Annotated in this window: 18 protein-coding genes and 1 pseudogene; 15 read left to right on the top strand and 4 right to left on the bottom strand. The window is 41.0% G+C overall.

Translation table 11 applies throughout. The annotated features are described in order from the left end of the window. Window positions 1-20: 20 nt before the first annotated feature. Window positions 21-368: a helix-turn-helix transcriptional regulator gene (locus AM629_RS05575; protein ID WP_072161818.1), complete on the bottom strand. Its 348-nt coding sequence runs from the start codon at window positions 366-368 to the stop codon at window positions 21-23. 159 nt (window positions 369-527) lie between these two features. On the opposite strand from AM629_RS05575, the gene AM629_RS05570 reads away from it, so the two are divergent. From AM629_RS05570 to pilV, 12 genes are all read left to right on the top strand, one after another. Next, window positions 528-1,034, top strand: coding sequence for a transcription termination/antitermination NusG family protein (locus AM629_RS05570; RefSeq protein WP_072161817.1), 507 nt, complete (start codon window positions 528-530; stop codon window positions 1,032-1,034). Between the two features lie 488 nt (window positions 1,035-1,522). After that, window positions 1,523-2,185 (top strand): toxin co-regulated pilus biosynthesis Q family protein, encoded by a 663-nt coding sequence (locus AM629_RS05565; RefSeq protein WP_054476905.1) that lies wholly within the window; start codon window positions 1,523-1,525, stop codon window positions 2,183-2,185. A gap of 9 nt (window positions 2,186-2,194) precedes the next feature. Continuing rightward, the gene (gene pilM / locus AM629_RS05560) at window positions 2,195-2,641 is read left to right on the top strand and encodes a type IV pilus biogenesis protein PilM (protein ID WP_054476902.1); all 447 of its coding nucleotides are present in this window, start codon (window positions 2,195-2,197) and stop codon (window positions 2,639-2,641) included. A gap of 16 nt (window positions 2,642-2,657) precedes the next feature. Beyond that, the gene (pilN, locus tag AM629_RS05555) at window positions 2,658-4,277 is read left to right on the top strand and encodes a PilN family type IVB pilus formation outer membrane protein (RefSeq protein ID WP_054476900.1); all 1,620 of its coding nucleotides are present in this window, start codon (window positions 2,658-2,660) and stop codon (window positions 4,275-4,277) included. Further along, complete coding sequence (gene pilO2 / locus AM629_RS05550) at window positions 4,277-5,572, top strand: type 4b pilus protein PilO2 (protein ID WP_054476899.1); 1,296 nt, start codon at window positions 4,277-4,279, stop codon at window positions 5,570-5,572. The genes pilN and pilO2 overlap by 1 nt, the downstream gene beginning before the upstream one ends. Then, window positions 5,559-6,056 (top strand): type IV pilus biogenesis protein PilP, encoded by a 498-nt coding sequence (gene pilP / locus AM629_RS05545; protein WP_054476896.1) that lies wholly within the window; start codon window positions 5,559-5,561, stop codon window positions 6,054-6,056. The genes pilO2 and pilP overlap by 14 nt, the downstream gene beginning before the upstream one ends. A 12-nt stretch (window positions 6,057-6,068) precedes the next feature. Continuing rightward, window positions 6,069-7,583 (top strand): GspE/PulE family protein, encoded by a 1,515-nt coding sequence (locus AM629_RS05540; RefSeq protein WP_054476894.1) that lies wholly within the window; start codon window positions 6,069-6,071, stop codon window positions 7,581-7,583. Then, entirely contained in the window at window positions 7,583-8,683 is a 1,101-nt protein-coding gene (locus AM629_RS05535; RefSeq protein WP_054476892.1) for a type II secretion system F family protein, read from the top strand. Before AM629_RS05540 ends, AM629_RS05535 begins: the two co-directional genes overlap by 1 nt. 30 nt (window positions 8,684-8,713) lie before the next feature. Continuing rightward, complete coding sequence (locus tag AM629_RS05530; protein WP_235525404.1) at window positions 8,714-9,322, top strand: type 4 pilus major pilin; 609 nt, start codon at window positions 8,714-8,716, stop codon at window positions 9,320-9,322. Window positions 9,323-9,395: 73 nt separating this feature from the next. Continuing rightward, window positions 9,396-9,866 (top strand): lytic transglycosylase domain-containing protein, encoded by a 471-nt coding sequence (locus AM629_RS05525; RefSeq protein WP_054476890.1) that lies wholly within the window; start codon window positions 9,396-9,398, stop codon window positions 9,864-9,866. Continuing rightward, window positions 9,863-10,537 carry a prepilin peptidase gene (locus AM629_RS05520; RefSeq protein WP_054476888.1) on the top strand — a complete coding sequence of 225 codons (675 nt, stop codon included), beginning with the start codon at window positions 9,863-9,865 and terminating at the stop codon, window positions 10,535-10,537. The genes AM629_RS05525 and AM629_RS05520 overlap by 4 nt, the downstream gene beginning before the upstream one ends. Window positions 10,538-10,541: 4 nt before the next feature. Next, window positions 10,542-11,870: a shufflon system plasmid conjugative transfer pilus tip adhesin PilV gene (gene pilV / locus AM629_RS05515; protein WP_149616017.1), complete on the top strand. Its 1,329-nt coding sequence runs from the start codon at window positions 10,542-10,544 to the stop codon at window positions 11,868-11,870. 34 nt (window positions 11,871-11,904) lie between these two features. Here the strand turns inward: pilV and AM629_RS21910 are convergent. Continuing rightward, window positions 11,905-12,107: pseudogene (locus AM629_RS21910) on the bottom strand (transposase); the annotation flags it as partial. A 140-nt stretch (window positions 12,108-12,247) separates the two neighbouring features. Here AM629_RS21910 and AM629_RS05510 point away from each other — a divergent pair. Beyond that, entirely contained in the window at window positions 12,248-13,198 is a 951-nt protein-coding gene (locus AM629_RS05510) for a glycosyltransferase family 9 protein (protein ID WP_054476885.1), read from the top strand. Window positions 13,199-13,330: 132 nt separating this feature from the next. Here the strand turns inward: AM629_RS05510 and tig are convergent, their stop codons facing one another. Together tig and bolA are read right to left on the bottom strand one after the other, a co-directional pair. After that, entirely contained in the window at window positions 13,331-14,635 is a 1,305-nt protein-coding gene (tig, locus tag AM629_RS05505; protein ID WP_054476883.1) for a trigger factor, read from the bottom strand. A gap of 230 nt (window positions 14,636-14,865) precedes the next feature. Further along, window positions 14,866-15,177 carry a transcriptional regulator BolA gene (gene bolA, locus AM629_RS05500; RefSeq protein WP_054476881.1) on the bottom strand — a complete coding sequence of 104 codons (312 nt, stop codon included), beginning with the start codon at window positions 15,175-15,177 and terminating at the stop codon, window positions 14,866-14,868. A gap of 241 nt (window positions 15,178-15,418) precedes the next feature. Between bolA and AM629_RS05495 the strand changes: the two genes are divergently transcribed. Together AM629_RS05495 and ampG are read left to right on the top strand one after the other, a co-directional pair. After that, on the top strand, window positions 15,419-15,997 hold the full coding sequence (locus AM629_RS05495) for a lipoprotein (protein WP_054476878.1): 579 nt from the start codon (window positions 15,419-15,421) through the stop codon (window positions 15,995-15,997). 51 nt (window positions 15,998-16,048) lie between these two features. Continuing rightward, a complete protein-coding gene (ampG, locus tag AM629_RS05490) occupies window positions 16,049-17,527 on the top strand; it encodes a muropeptide MFS transporter AmpG (RefSeq protein WP_054476876.1) in 1,479 nt (492 codons plus the stop codon). Window positions 17,528-17,649 lie beyond the last annotated feature (122 nt).

Below are 17,649 nucleotides of genomic sequence, written 5' to 3'. Positions count from 1 at the left end.
AGAAGATTAAGCCGCGCTCTTCATTTTGATTCAGGGAAATTTTTCTTCAAGAAATCAGAAAGTGAGCACACTGAATCTTTTATATGTTGAATTTCTAAATGGTAAAGATTCTCAATTTCAACATTTGATAAGAAAAGGCTCAATACTTTCTTTGCAAAGATATCATCTTGAATGTAGAAATAGCATTCTGGATAATTAAGTTTTTTAGCAATAGCAACCACAATTTTAAAGGATGGTGTATAGCGGCCAGTCTCATAATTTGAGATCATTTTTCGTATATCAACACCATCTAATTCAAGCAGTTCTGCCAACTCTACCTGCTTCAGCCCTCTGTGCAATCGGGCTTCTTTTAAACGTTTCGGTACCATTTTTTCCTCGCTCACTTTTTCACTAGCATAACGATTAAATCAAAAATGTGAGGTTCGCTTAGAAAGCAAAACTTGAATATAAAGCAAATTGTTGTATTATTACTTGATATTCAAGCAACCATAAAATTTATTTATATATTCCTACCTCGCGGATAGGAAATGGGGGCGGCTTCCCTAAAAACTAAGGAGGAAAGAGTGAACTGCTGGTATGTGCTCTATTGCACTGTTCAGGATGTCGAAAAAATTTCACGGCGAGTCAGTGCATTAGGTATTAATGTTTTTCGGCCTATGTTGATAAAAGTCTCACCTAGAACGGACTGCAATTCCTTCCGATATACCCAGAAGCCTATGCTTCCAAATTATCTTTTTCTGCAGTTTGATATCCATAAAGTTCACACAACAACAATTACTAATATTCCAGGAGCTATTGCATTTGTCCGTTTTGGAGGGGAGCCTTGTATTGTTCCACAGCACATTATTAACGAATTGGAACATTCAAAAGAAGTTCTATTAAACCTTCAAGATAAGTCTGTGGAATGTCTTAGCGCAGCTCCTTTACTTCTTGCTGAAATTCAGCACATTGCGCAAATTACTTCAGTACATGAACGCCAATGCGCATTTTTACGCTTTCTCGAAAGCTGTGAAATCCGTTATAGCGTTTCCTGATTCTTTAAAAAATATTTTTTTCAATCTAGCCGCTAACGTTTATGTTAGCGTTTTTTTTCTCAATAGGCATTTTCCATGTCAAAACGGAAACCAAGGAAAAGTCACTACAATAGTCGTTACTGAGTAGGTAATCACCGATATCAGGAGTCATGCCATCATACCCGTGAAATTAGTTAATTAACTAAAAAATAATATCAAACCGAGTACTTTTGCATTTTTTAATTAATCAATTTAGTAATCAAAATAGAAAGCTCTTATTAATGACATTCAAGAAAAAACTTCAATCACTGGGGTAGTTCTGGACATAAAGGATCTCTTCTGATCACAGTGATACTTGCAAATGTGTTTTTATCTGAATGTTCCGTATCTACTCCGAAAGTAAAGCAAGCTTCGGTAAACAAACGGATCAATAGCCAAATATTAAAAAATAGCTTTAAGCAATCAGCTACAAAATCGAACCCACTATCCTCAACGACATAGGAATACCCATGAAGCGTTATTTTCTTGCTGGATCGGCGGCTGTGTTATTATTGGCTGGATGTCAAACCCAAGTATTAAATAATCCTCCCAAGGTGGCCCCAGAAATAACCGTCGTTACTGAGCAGCAACAAATTCTTGGATTAGAAGGTGTCGCAAAATCACCTAAAAATATGGCAATGAAAAATATTGGTAAAGGACATGAAAATAAAACGACTATTGCAGCCTTAACTCCCCCCAAGGTAACCATAAAAACACCTGTCATTGCTTCACAAAATGCAGGAAAAATGGAAGTCACAAAGCAAGCTCCTAAGCCAAGGGCTATATCATCGAATACATTTAAAGGTACAACGACTATAAAACCAATCAATTTAACGCAGAATCCTCCTCCCGTTACCCCAGTTGAAAAACAATGGCGTATTGAAAAAGGAACAACATTAAAAGACGGCATTATGGCTTGGGCAGTAAAAGAAATGTGCTCAGCGGCAGATTCCATTAATTGGACGGTAATATGGGAAACCCCGATTAATTATCGTATAGATGCCCCGTTACAATTTAAAGGTCATTTTAAATCAGCACTCAATGACGTATTTAGTCTCTACCAATACGCCCAAAAACCCCTGTATGTAGAAACCAATACACCACAATGTCTCATTCAGGTTATGGAACAATGAGGTGTAGCCATGGGGTATCTACTGCTTTCCTTTTTCCTTGTTGTATTGACTCTGACAAGTCTTTATGAAAATCGTCAGAATTCACAGCTGGATGTTGTTGAAACCTTAACGATTATGACACAGCGAGCAACTGAAACTGTTCAGTATATCAATGCGATAAATGATTACCTTTATGATCATCCTGACGTGAACGCGACACCGAATGAGATAGTATTAAAACCTGACCAGATCGGCATGAAGCCAAATCATGAAATCTATCATGTAATTTTTAAGCAGCGTATTTATGTATGGCAAAAACCTGAGCGTGGGTTAATGAATGCTCTCAAAACACAAACTCTATCTTCTGCGTTGCTTGGCACAGTTAAGCAACGTCATCTCATCGACAACAGTGGCAAAGATATGACCGTACCAGTACCGATAAGAATTCCCGATGGCGCGGTTGTCTATCTGAACTAATCAATAGGATAAAAGCATGTGTAATAAAATATTTGTTCTAACGCCAATATTGGCGGCGTTAGTTCTATCCGGCTGTGCCAGTATCGAGCGTATCAATAACAATATGCAACATGCTGATAACGATTACGCCCGAGCACAAGAGCAAATGAACCGACTGAAATCAACAGGGCCGATGGTTGGAGAAGCAAGAAGCCAGTGGATTAACCCTGTTCCGATTATTGAAAAACGTCAAACTCAAAAGTCCGTACCTGATTGCACCATTACACTAAATCGGCAAGGTAACATCACCCTCAACGAAATCTCTCAACGCATCGCTGGTGTTTGTCGAATCCCGGTGACGGTAACCCCTGATGTTTCAATGGTATTAGGCAGTACTGGAGGAAAAACCCAACAACTGACAAACAATATCCCATCGCCTGATGCGAACGGTATGGTGCCTCTAGCTACCATGGGAAATTCATCTGCTAATCCTTCTGGTACGCTGAATGGGCTGTATTGGAGCGGTTCACTGTCAGGGCTGCTTGATAGCGTGACCAGCCGGTTAGGGATGTCATGGCGTTACGAAAAGGGACGAATTTATCTCTACTACCTGGAAACGCGATCTTTCAATATTGCGTTTATGGATTCTAAAGCAGAATTCAATTCAAAAGTCGTCAGTGGTACGACATCAACAGCGGGAAACAGTGGTGGTCAAAGCGGAAATGCCATTACAGGTGATGCTAATACCTCACAAACGACCACAATGGAAATTAAATCTTCTCTGTATGCTGATTTGCAGAATTCAATTAAAACCATGTTGACTCCAAACGTTGGACGAATGTTCCTTTCGTCTGGGCATTTGACGGTCACTGATGCACCACAAGTTTTGGATGTTGTAGGACAATTTGTGGCAGAACGTAATAAAGAATTGAACCGTCAAGTCGTACTGAATGTGGAAGTCTTGAGCATTGAAAAACATAATAAAGATCAAATTGGTATTGACTGGAATGCCATATTTAGCAGCGGCAGTGTTGGAATGACGTTAACCAGTGGATTTTCCGGAGCAGCTGAAAACGCCATGACCGGAGGATTGTCTATTGTTGATGGTAAGTTAGCTGGTTCAAAAGGCTTTATCAAAGCACTTTCTGAGCAAGCTAAGGTCAGTGTAGTCACTCAACAGTCTAGTGCAACGACCAATATGACATCACTGCCGCTACAAGTTGCTGAGCAAGAAGATTATGTAGCGCAAGTGACTACCGAGTCTACCGCCAATGTCGGAACATCGACTTCTATCCAACCAGCCACAATTACAACCGGATTCAACATGACATTGCTGCCATACATCATGCCGGATGCGAATAACCTACAACTGCAATTTTCAATCAGTCTTTCTGATCCACCAACTCGCAGGACATTTACTAGTGGAGGAAGTTCGGTAGAACTGTTGAATACTAAATTGAAGACCGTCAATCAACGCGTCAACATGAAATCAGGGCAAACCATTGTACTTTCTGGATTCCAGCAGACTAACCGAAAAGCGGGAAAAGAGGGAGTTGGGCAGCCTTGGTTCTTTGGCTTAGGCGGTGGTCAACAGAATGAAGATGCAGACACAATGTTAGTGATCCTGATTACGCCAGTGATTTTACAGGAAGTATAATGCAACAGCACAACAACACTATGACAGCCACGCCTGTCATTCGAGGGCATATTGCATTTCTTGCTGGTGTTACCTGGGAACCCGTTTCATCGCGTGATCGCAGAAATATCAAGGGATTGGCTCGACGGCTGGGTGCCGATCACGTAGTGACTTATCGTTACCGTGATAGTGAAGGCCAAGCCCAGTTTGTAGCCGGCCTAGTCCGTCGATCAACACTGACATTACCTAGAAAAATAAAGGGACTCTACTCATTGGGTTTGTTGATAGCCTCTCAACAGATTAAGAGTGGCTATACCATTGTGCCATTAGAGACGGACAAATTTGCCTTTGTCAGCAGTATTGATGGTGTATTGATAAACGATGTAGTAGGCAACCGCCTCCATATCGAACAAGCACGAGAAACCTTTACGCAATTTAACCACGAACCTAAAGACGGGTGGCAATGTTTTGCACCGACAGATTGGCACATTGACGGTAGCCAGCCATTTAATCTTGATGCATTCCTAAATGGGAGTCGATTTCCTGCTTCTAGCCGCTTTTACTCAGCATCCATGAAAAAAACGCTATTTGGCATGGTGACATTCGGAATTGCGGTTCTGGTCAGTTACTGCGGTTGGACGCTTTATAGTGACCACCAAGAAGCGATTCGACAGGAAGCTGTCCGTCAGGCGATATTGGCTCAGCAGCAGGAAAATATATCGGCGAGTTCTGTCATTATTCCTCCATGGATTACCCAACCGCGATTGAAAAATTTTGTGAATACCTGTGCTGCACGTTGGCAGGCCGCTCCTATATCGCTGGCTGGCTGGATCTTCAAGGAAGCACAGTGTTCTCAGGAGGGTTCCATCCGTTTTGCCTATACCTTGCCTGATGGAGGCAATGTCGGCGATTTTGCCCATCGAGTAAAACAAACGTTTACTGAGCATCCTTATTTCAATTTACCGGGGAGTGGCGATATTGGTGGTTTTAACCAGTCCATCTCATTTGAAACACCAGCTGATAAACGCGAATTGCCAAAGGGAGAGGTACAAATCCAGCGATTAACGACATTCACCCAACAAATGCGACTACCTCTCACTCTTCAGGAAGAGGATAACCGCATTGTGACTCCCTCAGGAGAGGAATCGGTATTGCCTTGGCGGACATTTAGTTTGTCACTCGATACAACTATCCCACCAACTCAATTGTTTGCAGGGATAGATGATATCGGTATCCGACTCAACCAAATCACTCTGGTGTTAAGTCAGGGACGACTGAACTACAAAATTGAAGGAAAACTCTATGCAAAACCGTAATTACTTATCCCTTATTGTTGTTCTAATCTCAAGTACATGTCTACCTGCCAAAGCATCAACAACAGATAACGAAATAGAAATGCCCCAAAAGGCCAAACCGCCAGTGATGACAAACTATACCTTACATCAGCTGGAACAAATTCAGGCTGAAACGGTGATCCTAGAAGCGCAAGCAGCACGAGCACGGGCGCAAAAAGAACTTGCTGAAAATGTCAGCGAAAATATAACAACAACAATGTCCTCTGTTACTGACAGTGAAATGCATTCATCGGTCATGCCCAGAATGCAGCAGTTACCTCATATTCAAGAAATCTACGGAACAGGTAACCGGTTAATTGCCCGCTTAGGATTGCCTGATGGCAGCTGGGTTGAAGCCACAACAGGGCAATTTATTCCAGGTACAGCGTACAAAATTAAAGCGATCACGGCACTCGAAGTCCGAGTATCCAACGGCTCAAATGAACGCTCTTTACCATTTAATTAAAAGAGGAATGGTATGACAAATTTTGTCATTGAATCACCACCGCAGGAGATTGCCCGCTATATCTGCGTCACACCAAAGGAGGATGACATACTGGATATTTGCTACGCAGAAAATCGTAGCGGGGATTTCTTGATACAAAACTATGTTAGTCGTGTACAGAAAGCTAACCCTGGTCGAACTCGTTGTAGAGCTGTTTCGTTAGATGAAGTAGTACAACTGAATGATGCTCAGCAAAATAATAGGACACAACTTTCATCGACTCAAAGCAAGGTTCTGCGCTACTTTCGAGAGGCAATTAAGCTTGGATCATCAGATTTGCATTTTACTATAGGACGCGATAACAGCGATTTTTGCTATATCGAAGCACGGGTACATGGTGAATTGCTGGTGCTAGATTGTATTGATAAAGAGGAAGGTTGGGAGCTAGCGTCAACCATCGTGTTGTCGATGTGTGATGTGACTGAAAAACAGTTCTACCCAAACCAGCATCAAGATGGTCGGATTGCTGAAGCATTTGTGAAACCGCTAGGAATATTTGGCGCTCGTTACGCACATATGCCAGCTGTCGGCGGGTTATATGCCGTTATGCGCCTGATTAAAGATGATGGTGCTCAAGTGCCGAGTTTTGAATTGCTGGGATTTCTACCGCAGCAAATAAGTACCATTAAGAGGCTTCTGTGTCGGCCGGAAGGAATTATTATCCTGTCAGGTCCCACTGGTTCAGGGAAATCCACCACATTACGCACGGTATCCGCTGCCTATTTATCGATGAACGGATACACCAACCGGTTACCAGTGAAACGGTTACTGACCATTGAAGATCCCCCAGAAGGTCGTATACCTGGAGCCATTCAAACACCAATAATTGCGGATAAAAAGAATGTACAAGAAGTCAGTCGCGCCTGGTTACTCTCCATTGCCTATGCCTTACGCTCTGATCCGGATGCCATTCTGAACGGTGAAATTCGCGACTATGACTCGGCGATGGCGGCGATTAAAGCTGCAATGACTGGGCACTTGATGATGACCACTCTGCATGCTAATAACCCTATCAACATTATTGAGCGTCTGGAAACCGAAGGTGTACCAGGCCGGTTGATCGCCGACCCTCAACTATTGATGGGATTAATCAGTCAACGTCTGGTTCAACGCATCTGTCCGCACTGTAAGCGTTCCTATGCATCAGTTGCCTCCCAATTGACCCCCGATGAGCGGGCGTTGATAGAACGCTACTGCCAACCTGAAAAGGTGTTTATGCGTCATGGTGACGGTTGTGAATACTGCTACAAAGGCATTATTGGGCGCGTTGTTGTGGCTGAGGTAATTTCTCCAGATGCCCAGTTTTACAAACTGTACCGAACTGATGGGCCGACAGCGGCTAAAACCTATTGGCATCGTTCATTAGGAGGAATTACTCGTAATCAGCATGTTCTACATTATATCAATACCGGAGAGGTTGATCCCTTGGCTGCTGATGCTATCTGCCCGCTTGATGAAGACAGCTACACGCTGTTGAAGGAGGACTAGTGTTTAAGCGACAGCGAGAACATGCGTTATCCGTAGATGTTCAGGTGTCTGCGGTTGTTCGCTGGATATACCGTAAAACTTTTTCAGCCAAAGATCGGATTGCCTTTTACGACATGCTGGCGTTCCTGCTGGATAACAATAAATCGCTACGGCAGGCATTGGTCGATATGCGTAATGTAGCAACGGATTTTGGCAAGAAAAAGCATCCAATTGCCGTGCTACTGACGGACTGCATTCAAGCGTTGGATAAAGGTCAGGACGCGCTGGAAACCATGCTGATGGACTGGATTCCGGTTCAGGAAGCTACCTTAATAGGTTCTGGGGTGTTGGCAGGTAATATTGCCGATGCTTTGCGTCGTGCCAGCCGCATTGTACAAGGGAAAAGTGAAATGACGTCAGCGTTAACAGGCGCGGTAGTGTATCCCGCGTTTTTGCTTTTCCTTGTTGTACTGATGATGAATCTGGTGTGTGACAAATTTATTCCTCAGTTAGCGAAATTAGTTCCGCGAGAGAAGTGGCAAGGACCACTCAAACAACTGACCAATATTTCGGAATTTTTTGTTCATCATGGCATAGTCATTATTTCCATTCTGTTACTGCTTTCAGGACTGATTTATTGGTCATTGGGACATTGGCAGCATCGGAAAATTGCCGATCTCCTGCCACCTTGGTCTGTTTACCGAACTGTTCAGGGTGTCTATTTCTTGCTCAACATTGCTGCATTATTGCGGGTCAATATCCAGGTATTAAATGCCGTGAAAATGTTGGGCGAAACCGCCAGCCCTTGGCTAGAAACTCGAATCAACGAAACCGTGCATTACATGAATCAGGGCCAACATCTGGGACTGGCTTTAAAGAGTACCGGTTACCACTTTCCATCAAAGGATTGTGTTAACCAAATGATGTTATTAACGGAGGAAAGTGGCACCGAAAATATTCTGGAACATTATGCTGATCGCTGGCTGGAGCAAACCATTAAACAGGTCAAGAAGAAGGCTGCGTATTTAATGGCACTGTGCTTCTTGCTGGTGTTTTCGTACATGTTGCTGCTGTTACTGGCAACGAAGGATTTGAACAATCTAGTTAATCAAATGGGGTAAACAATGAGTGTAAACATAAAGGATCACATAATGATGATTGATGCAGAAAAAGCAGCTGAACAACAGAGAAATATGTCTCTGCACCGGGGATTCCTGAGTCTAGAAATGATGGGCGTACTAGCCATTATCGCGGTTGCGATTGTGCTGTCTGTAGGGGCTGTATCTGGAATGTTCAACAAAAATACAATCAATGACGAGATATCTAATGTGCAGATGCTGGTCACACAATCACGAGGAATGCTGAAAACACAAGGTGAATATCCATTTACAAGTGCGGCCAAAATGACAGGGACACTGGTTCAGTTTGGTGGAGCACCCGGCAACATGACCATTAATGGGGATAAGTCTTCAGGAAATGCCAAAATTGCCAATGGCTGGGGAGGTGATGTCATCGTTTCACCAGAAAAAGTTCAAGGCTCAACCAACAATAAAGGGTTTTCTATCACCTATAAGAATGTGCCTCAGGAAGCTTGCACTATGATAGTAACTAAACTGAGTGGTAGTGCCATGATCCATGAAATGAATATCTCAGGAACCAATAATATTGGTGCTATTAGCGCCGAAAAAGCAGGTACCCAATGTAAAGCTGACAATGGCTCAGTTGGCATAAACACGCTTATCTTTAAATCAAACAGTTAATTGAATTATAAAATTCACCCTTTTTCCGACAGAAAAGGGGAAGTTCCCCTTTTCTATTTTTTAGGCGGGAAAGATGAAAATAAAAGCATTATTGTTGATTGCAGCTATTATTTTTTGTTTTCGTACTCATGCCTTCTGTTTTAATGAAGCAGGGGCAAAATACCGAATTGATCCCTTATTACTGAAAGCGATCGCAACACAGGAAAGCGGCCTTAACACACAAGAAATGAATATCAATCGTAATAAAAAGGGCAAGGTTCTTAGTATCGATTATGGCCTGATGCAAATCAATTCTATGCATATTCCAGAATTAAAACTTCTGGGAGTAATTCAGTCTAAAGATGATCTGTTAGATAATTCGTGTCTGAATATACAAATAGGCGCTTGGATTTTAGCAAAACATCTACAGAAATGTGGCATTAACTGGACATGCCTTGGTTCATACAACGCAGGATTTAAAAAAGATAATGATAGCAAGCGAATGAATTATGCCAGAAAGATATATGCCTTGTACTTACCAGCATTGCAGGGAGAAAAGCGATGAATCACTGGCAGACAACATTCGGTTATATGGTGCTGGCTGGCATTCTGTCAATTCAGTGGCAACTGCTAGCTGCATATGTAGCAAGACGCTTTTTATCCATGTATAACGAATCTCCACTTTCATCGGTCTGGCCTTTTGTGAAGTATGTCATTCCAATGTTTACTCTGTTTTCCGTGATGATGGCCTGGAATGAGATATCTTTAATTCATCTTTTATTCTTCATTATCTGTAGCGGATTCCTGTCACTGTTTATTTTTTTGGATAGTGCCAGTCGCTGTTTGCCTCAGTGTTTTACGGTGACATTCTGGCTGATAGGAACCGTTTATCGTTCCTTAATACATCCAGACACATTATTCTTCACTACATTCACCTCCCTGATATTGTTTGGCGTGCTGTGGTATGTACGAGCGGCTTATAACCAATGGGCAGAACAGGAGTTATTCGGTCTTGGCGATGTATACCTAATAGCAGGATTAGGAATGTGGTTTTCTATACTGTTTTTATTTTGGATTATTGGGATCGCTGCGGTGATAGGAACGCTATTTCTGCTGATTAAAAAAATACGTGATCCATTGCGGTGGCAGAAACAAGCAACTTATCGAACTGCACCATTTGCACCATTCTTATGTGGAGTCGCGGCAACGTGGTTGCCGTGGATTACCCGAGGTTGAGAACGTGAACAAAAAGTCTCTTACTACATTGATGCCACATCGTGGTTTTGTCTCGCTGGAAGTATTAGCCGCTTTGGCTATCATCTCGTTAGGGGCAATTTATGCTGCTGAAAAGTACAGTGAATATCTTAATGAAAAAGAATGGAGTGTAGCAGCTACACACGCCAGCACGTTTAATGAAGCAGCTAAGCAATATATAGCTGACAACACGGATACAATCTTGACTAAACCCTTACCATTTCGCATCACTTCCTCCTTACTGATAAAAGAAGGCTATCTTCAAAAAGGATTTTCGGAGAAAAACAGTTTTGGTCAAGGCTATGTAACCGGCGTAGTTAAAAACAGTAAACTTAAGAACAAACTTCAGGCTTTGACATGCAGCGTCAATGGTTCAGAGATTACCTACAAAGGCTTAAGGGCGATATCAACGCAAATTTCAGGGTTAGGCGGATATATTGATGAAAAAAATATTGCGACAGGTGCTTATAATGGCTGGAGCAGTCAGCCCAAAGATTTTGGTATTGATTGTAAAAAGGGACATATTGCAATAGCACTTTCATCGGAAGTGTTAGGTACAGCATTACAGGAAAGCGACCGCCTTTATCGTTTTAATGTTAACAATAGACCTGAGCTAAATCGTATGTATACGTCTATTGATATGAATGGTAATAATTTGGACAATGCTGATAAAGTTAATGCAAAAACGGGGCAATTTTCGAAAAATGTGATATCAGAAGGTGATATTAAAAGTAACAGTGGTTGGCTTGTGACACAAAACAATAAAGGCTGGATGAACAGCACCCATGAAGGTGGCTTTTATATGTCAGATAAAGATTGGATACGTAGCGTCAACAATAAGGGGATTTATTCAGGTGGACAAATTAAAGCAAAAGAACGTCTTACTACCGAAGAATATCTGTTATTAGAAAAAGTTGCAATTGTTGGAATGCAGTGTTCTCCAAAGGGTTTAATCAGTCGAGATAAAGAAGGAGCTATTTTAGCTTGCCAAGCGGGTAAATGGAGTAAATCAGGTGGTACAACAGCTCAATTATCCGAAAAAGGATGGTGGAAGGATGAAGGAACGGGATTAATCTATCAATGGTCTGATGGTATTTGGGTAGGAGGAGAAGAAGAAAGGCAATATATTAAATTTCCAATACCATTCCCAAATAAAACATTATCTCTATCGGTTACCGCTAGAATAAATAGTCGAACATATGGAGATATGTTTTTTCAAATTTACGATTTTGATAAAAATGGTGTGACCGTCATTCCAAATGGTGATCATTACGGTTCACAAATAAAACCTTACGTGATTGCTATAGGTTATTAGAGATAAAAATCAGGGCATATATACCCAAGAAACTTCAAGATGCAGTTTTTATCACCTGAAAATGGTCGTTAATTCTAGACATCAGCGAGTCCGCTATATCAGGTAGTGTTGTGGTGAAAAATTTGAATACGTTGTCTCGAAATTCATGTTTATTAGCGAAATACGGTTATTTCGAACATGTTCATTCATGACCTTCCATAATCGCTCTATCGGGTTTAAATTTGGGCTGTATGGTGGCTTACGCCTCATGAGACTCTAGAACTATTTGTGATAAACTTAAAAATGATATATTGAACATGTGTAAGATGTTGTGTGCTCTGTACAGATTTTTTGCGCAGAACTTGAGACAATTATTCAGATAAAGATAGGAGAAATCGGTGAAAATTGCTATTTTGAGAAGGAATGGTCTGGGAGACTTAATATGTACGCAGCCTTTAATAAATTACCTAAAATTAAAACACCCATCATCTGAAATACATTTATTCATTGAATTCAATAATGAAGAATTGACTAAATATCTTTGTCCTGATGTCATAATACACACTATACCAAAAGGAAATAAATATACCTCTCTTTTAACTACAGCATTAAAACAGAGAAAAGAAAAATTTGATATGGCGATTTCTGCAAAGACCTCGCCTATGAAACTAAATAATTTATTCTTATGGGTTGTAAATGCAAGAAAACGTTATGCTGTAACAGGCCATAAAAAATGGCATGAGAAATTAATTAATGTCCCAACGGATTTCAGAAGAATTGATGGATTCCATCAATCACTAAAATTATTAAAGATTTTTGATCCAAAAATAGAATCAATACCATTTGATTTATCTCCAAAGATCGTTATGAAAGATTTTAGTGGTTTCTCAAACAGTAAGTTTCCTAAAATTTTATTTTCTGTATCTAATAATAGGACAAGAAGTCAAATTACAAATGAAAGAATGGCATCAATAGCGAACGAAATTATAAAAAATTTTCCTGATGCATATTTTTTGATCTCAACACTCCACAAGGATAGAGAAAAAGCTAATGAACTATTAACCATGATAGAGGGAAAATCACAGATTATAGAAAGCGAAAATCTTAAATCTTTTCTATCACTAATAAATAGTGTTGATCTTGTTATCGTTGGTGATGGTGGCATTTGTCATTTGGCAGCAGCTCTTAATAAAAAAATAGTTGCTCTTTACGGTGTAACAAAACCTCAAAATTGGGGACCTCTTATTTCAGATGAACTATGCATAACACTATACGATAAAGAGAATGTGAATAATCTTTCATTGCAAGAAATATATTTATCAGCTCTTAAACTTCTTTCGTTGACATAATTTATTGGGAATAAAAGCCATACAAAATTTTCATAATTTTAGCAGGGCTTGCCTGCAATCTGACCCGCAGATAAATCTGCGGGTTCATTTCACTAAGATGATAAACTCATTATCTCACGGCAAAGCCAAAACTTATGCCATTTGATTCTGATTCATTAACTCGTTGAAAGTAGTTTCTTTTTCAGAAACTTTTGCTTTACCCAGAAGAATTTCAACAGCTTGTTCTTCCAGAGCAATATTGCGAACATTGCCCATCAATTCTTGGTTTTTACCATAGAATTCGATCACTTCCTGAGGATCTTCATAAGCAGAAGCCATTTCCTCAATCAGTCCTTTAACACGCTCTTCGTCAGCTTTCAGCTCATTGCTACTGATAACTTCGCCTAACAACAGGCCAACAGCAACACGACGTTTAGCTTGTTCTTCAAACAGCTCACGAGGCAATTCCAGAGCTTGTTTTTCATTGCCACCAAAACGCTGAGCAGATTGACGACGCAGAACATCAATTTCACCATCAACAACTGCCGCAGGAACTTCAATTTCATTAGCCTTAACCAAGCCATCGATAACCTGAGATTTAATACGGTTACGAACTGCATTTTTCAGTTCACGTTCCATATTTTTACGTACTTCTGCACGCAGGCCGTCAACTGTACCATCAGCGATACCGAAACGTTTGATGAATTCTTCAGTCAACTCTGGCAATTCACGCTGTTCCACTTTTTTCAAAGTGATAACAAACTTAGCCGCTTTACCTTTCAGATTTTCAGCATGGTAATCTTCTGGGAAGTTCACATCAATGGTAAATTCTTCACCCGTTTTATGACCAACAATGCCCTCTTCAAAACCTGGGATCATACGGCCCTGGCCCATAGCCAGAACAAAGTCAGAAGCTTTACCACCTTCAAACTCTTCATCATCAATAGAACCATTGAAATCAACGGTAACACGATCTTCTGCACTAGCAGCTTCTTCGGTTTCTTTCCATTCAGCCTGCTGCTTACGCAAAGTTTCCAGCATTGTGTCAACATCTTCGTCTTTTACTTCAACAACAGGTTTTTCAACTTCAATGTTTTCCAGATCTTTCAGCTCAACTTCTGGATAAACTTCGAACTCAACAGAAAAAGTGAAGTCTTCACCATCTTTGAACTGCTCCGGTGCATAGCTTGGAGCACCAGCTGGATTGATCTTTTGTTCGATGATTGCATTAATAAAATTACGTTGCATCAGATCACCCAGAACATCCTGGATAACAGAAGCACCATAACGTTGTTTAATGATGTTCATAGGCACTTTGCCTTTACGGAAACCATCAATACGAACTTTTTTTGCTACATTGACTAACTCACTACTAACTGCTTTTTCGATATCGGCAGCAGGAACGGTGATTGTCACACGACGCCCAAGGCCTTGAGTGGTTTCAACAGAAACTTGCATCTTTTTACCTCAAAAAAATCATAGTGCTCGGTCAACTCCAGAGACCATGCGGCTGGCACACGTTCTGTGTACCAATCACAACACTCTCTAAGAACCGGGGCGGTCGCATTTAAAAACCGAGAATCCCTGATGTCAGAAGCGTCCCGAAACCATTCTAAAAATTAGACGCGACATTATAGCGATGCAGACGGTGTGAGTCGAGAATTGCTGACAAAAGCCGAACTATAATATTATTGATTATTACCACCCCGACATGCTGGTGAAGCTAAAACGGTATCCTGTAATTCATTCCACTCTTTTTCTGTATAGGTATGCAACGCCAAAGCATGAACACCTGCGGCCAGTTCTGCCGACAATATTCCGTAAACGGAACGATGACGGTTTAACATGCGTTCACCAACAAATTTATCACTAATAATCACAACCTTAAAATGGCTTTCAGAACCTACGGGTACATTGTGACGATAACTTTCATCAATAACCTCTAAATATGAAGGGTTAAATGCCGTCTGTAATTTCTCTTCTATATCCTGATACACCATATTACTCTCCTTAACCACACAGCAGTCATGTTATCAACTATATTAATGATTTTAGTCTATTCTTCATGAGTTATAGCATCAGCACATTAAAATACCTTTAATCGAATCCCATATTATCAGGTTTTTATATATGTTTACCCCATCGGGGATATGCCGCGATCAAAGGCGGTGTTATTATTGCAACAGTTTATACTATTGATAAGTATTACTGGACATCCTTATCACTGATGAGAAAATCAACATGTTGAAAAGAATCTTTTTGCCGCTTATTACTCTTTTTCTCCTTACAAGTTGCGCTGCTCCCAGCAATACTCTGACCATTGATCCTAAAATTACCCTGCCAACAGCAGACCCAACTATGAGTGCTATCACCATCAGTATCAGCGGTGCCGACAATCGCCAGTCTCAAACACTTGCTCAAGTTAACCGCAATGCCAAGCTGGAAGTACTGAAACCATCCCGCGATCTACGTTTTCTGCTCCAGGAAATCCTGGAAAAACAGATGGCCGCCCGTGGTTATATGATTGGCTCTCCAGCCAATGCCGATCTGCAAATTATTGTGAACAATCTGTATGCAGATGTTAAGGAAGGCAGCCTGCGCCATAATATTTCAACAAAAGCCGATATTTCTATCATCAGTGCTGCACAAAATGGAAGCAAACAAGTTAAGAACTATCGCACCAGCTACAATGTCCAAGGCCCTTTAGGGGCAACAAATGAAAAAATTGCTGATGCGGTAAATACTGTACTATCTGAAGTTATAGCAGATATGGCCCAAGACTCATCTGTCAGCAACTTCATCAAACAAAATGCCCACTAATTAAGGATTAATTGCTTACTCTGCCCCTCAGGGGTAGAGTTTGGGAGGCCCATGTCTTATCGTTATCTCACCGTTTTTACTCAACATAATTCACGTATCTTACTTTTACTCGGTTTTGCTTCTGGTTTACCTCTCGCACTCACTGCCAGCACCTTGCAAGCATGGATGACCGTTGAAGACGTCGATCTTAAAACAATAGGTTTCTTTTCCCTTGTTGGCCAAGCATATGTTTTCAAATTTTTCTGGTCCCCTTTTATGGACCGGTTTACCCCCTCTTTTCTTGGACGTCGCCGTGGCTGGTTGCTTGTAACACAGTTATTACTCATAGCCAGTATCGCTGCAATGGGCTTTCTCCAACCGTCTCAACATCTATGGTGGTTAGCCGTACTAGCGGTAACTGTTGCTTTCTGTTCCGCATCACAAGATATCGTCTTTGATGCTTATAAAGCAGATTTACTGCACAGCGAAGAACGGGGGGTAGGTGCCGCAGTTTCAGTACTGGGTTATCGATTAGCAATGTTAGTTTCGGGTGGATTAGCATTATGGATCGCAGACCGCTATATTGGCTGGCAACATATATACTGGTTGATGGCAGGATTGATGCTAATTGGCGTCTATGCGACTTTAAGAGCTAAAGAACCTGAAGTTGACATTCTTCCCCCTAAAACACTCCAACAAGCTGCAATAGAACCATTAGCCGATTTTTTCAGTCGTAATAATGCATGGCTGATACTGTTGTTGATTATCATATATAAGCTAGGAGATGCCTTTGCTGCCAGCCTAAGTACCACGTTTCTTATCCGTGGTATTGGTTTTGATGCTGGTGAAGTCGGCATGGCCAACAAAACACTGGGATTAGCCGCAACCATCGTTGGGACATTATATGGCGGTTATTTAATGCAACGATGGAGTTTATTCCGCTCACTAATGATATTTGGCATTCTTCAAGCTATCTCCAACATCGGATACTGGCTGTTATCTATTACTGACAAAAATATCTATACCATGAGCAGCACCATCTTTTTGGAAAACCTCTGTTATGGAATGGGGACCGCTGCATTTGTTGCTCTGCTTATGGCTTTATGTAACAAATCGTTCTCCGCCACACAGTTTGCGCTATTATCTGCCTTATCAGCTGTTGGGCGGGTATACGTCGGCCCAATTGCTGGTTGGCTCGTTGAATTATATGGCTGGTCAAACTTCTACTTATTTTCCATAGCCGTTTCTGTCCCAGGGTTATTACTGCTACTGATCTGCCGTCAGACTCTAGATTATACCCAGTACACTAATGATTTTATACCACGCACTAAGTTCAAAAATTTCTATCGACTGGCTCTTGGATTATTGTCATTAGCAAGCATCCTTCTTACATTTTGGTTAATTACCATAATCACCAACGCTCTTACCTGGACTAGTGCACCTGATCTGGCCGAACACTTACTATTATGGGGAGTCCAGATTGGTATCGCAGGCATTGTCTTAGGTTGTTTTCTAGATTATCTCGCATTAATAAAGAACAAACCGGCTTAAAGATATAAATATTAAATTAATTTATTAAAAGGTTGACTATTGTCAACCTTTTATATTCCCTTAAACATTTAAGTGACAATGATCACATTTCAGCTAGTATTTTGTCGAAAAGTGCTATTTTT

Origin of the sequence: Photorhabdus heterorhabditis (assembly GCF_001280945.1) — a bacterium.
Classification (GTDB): Bacteria; Pseudomonadota; Gammaproteobacteria; order Enterobacterales; family Enterobacteriaceae; genus Photorhabdus; species Photorhabdus heterorhabditis.
This window is presented reverse-complemented; position numbering and strand designations above follow the sequence as displayed.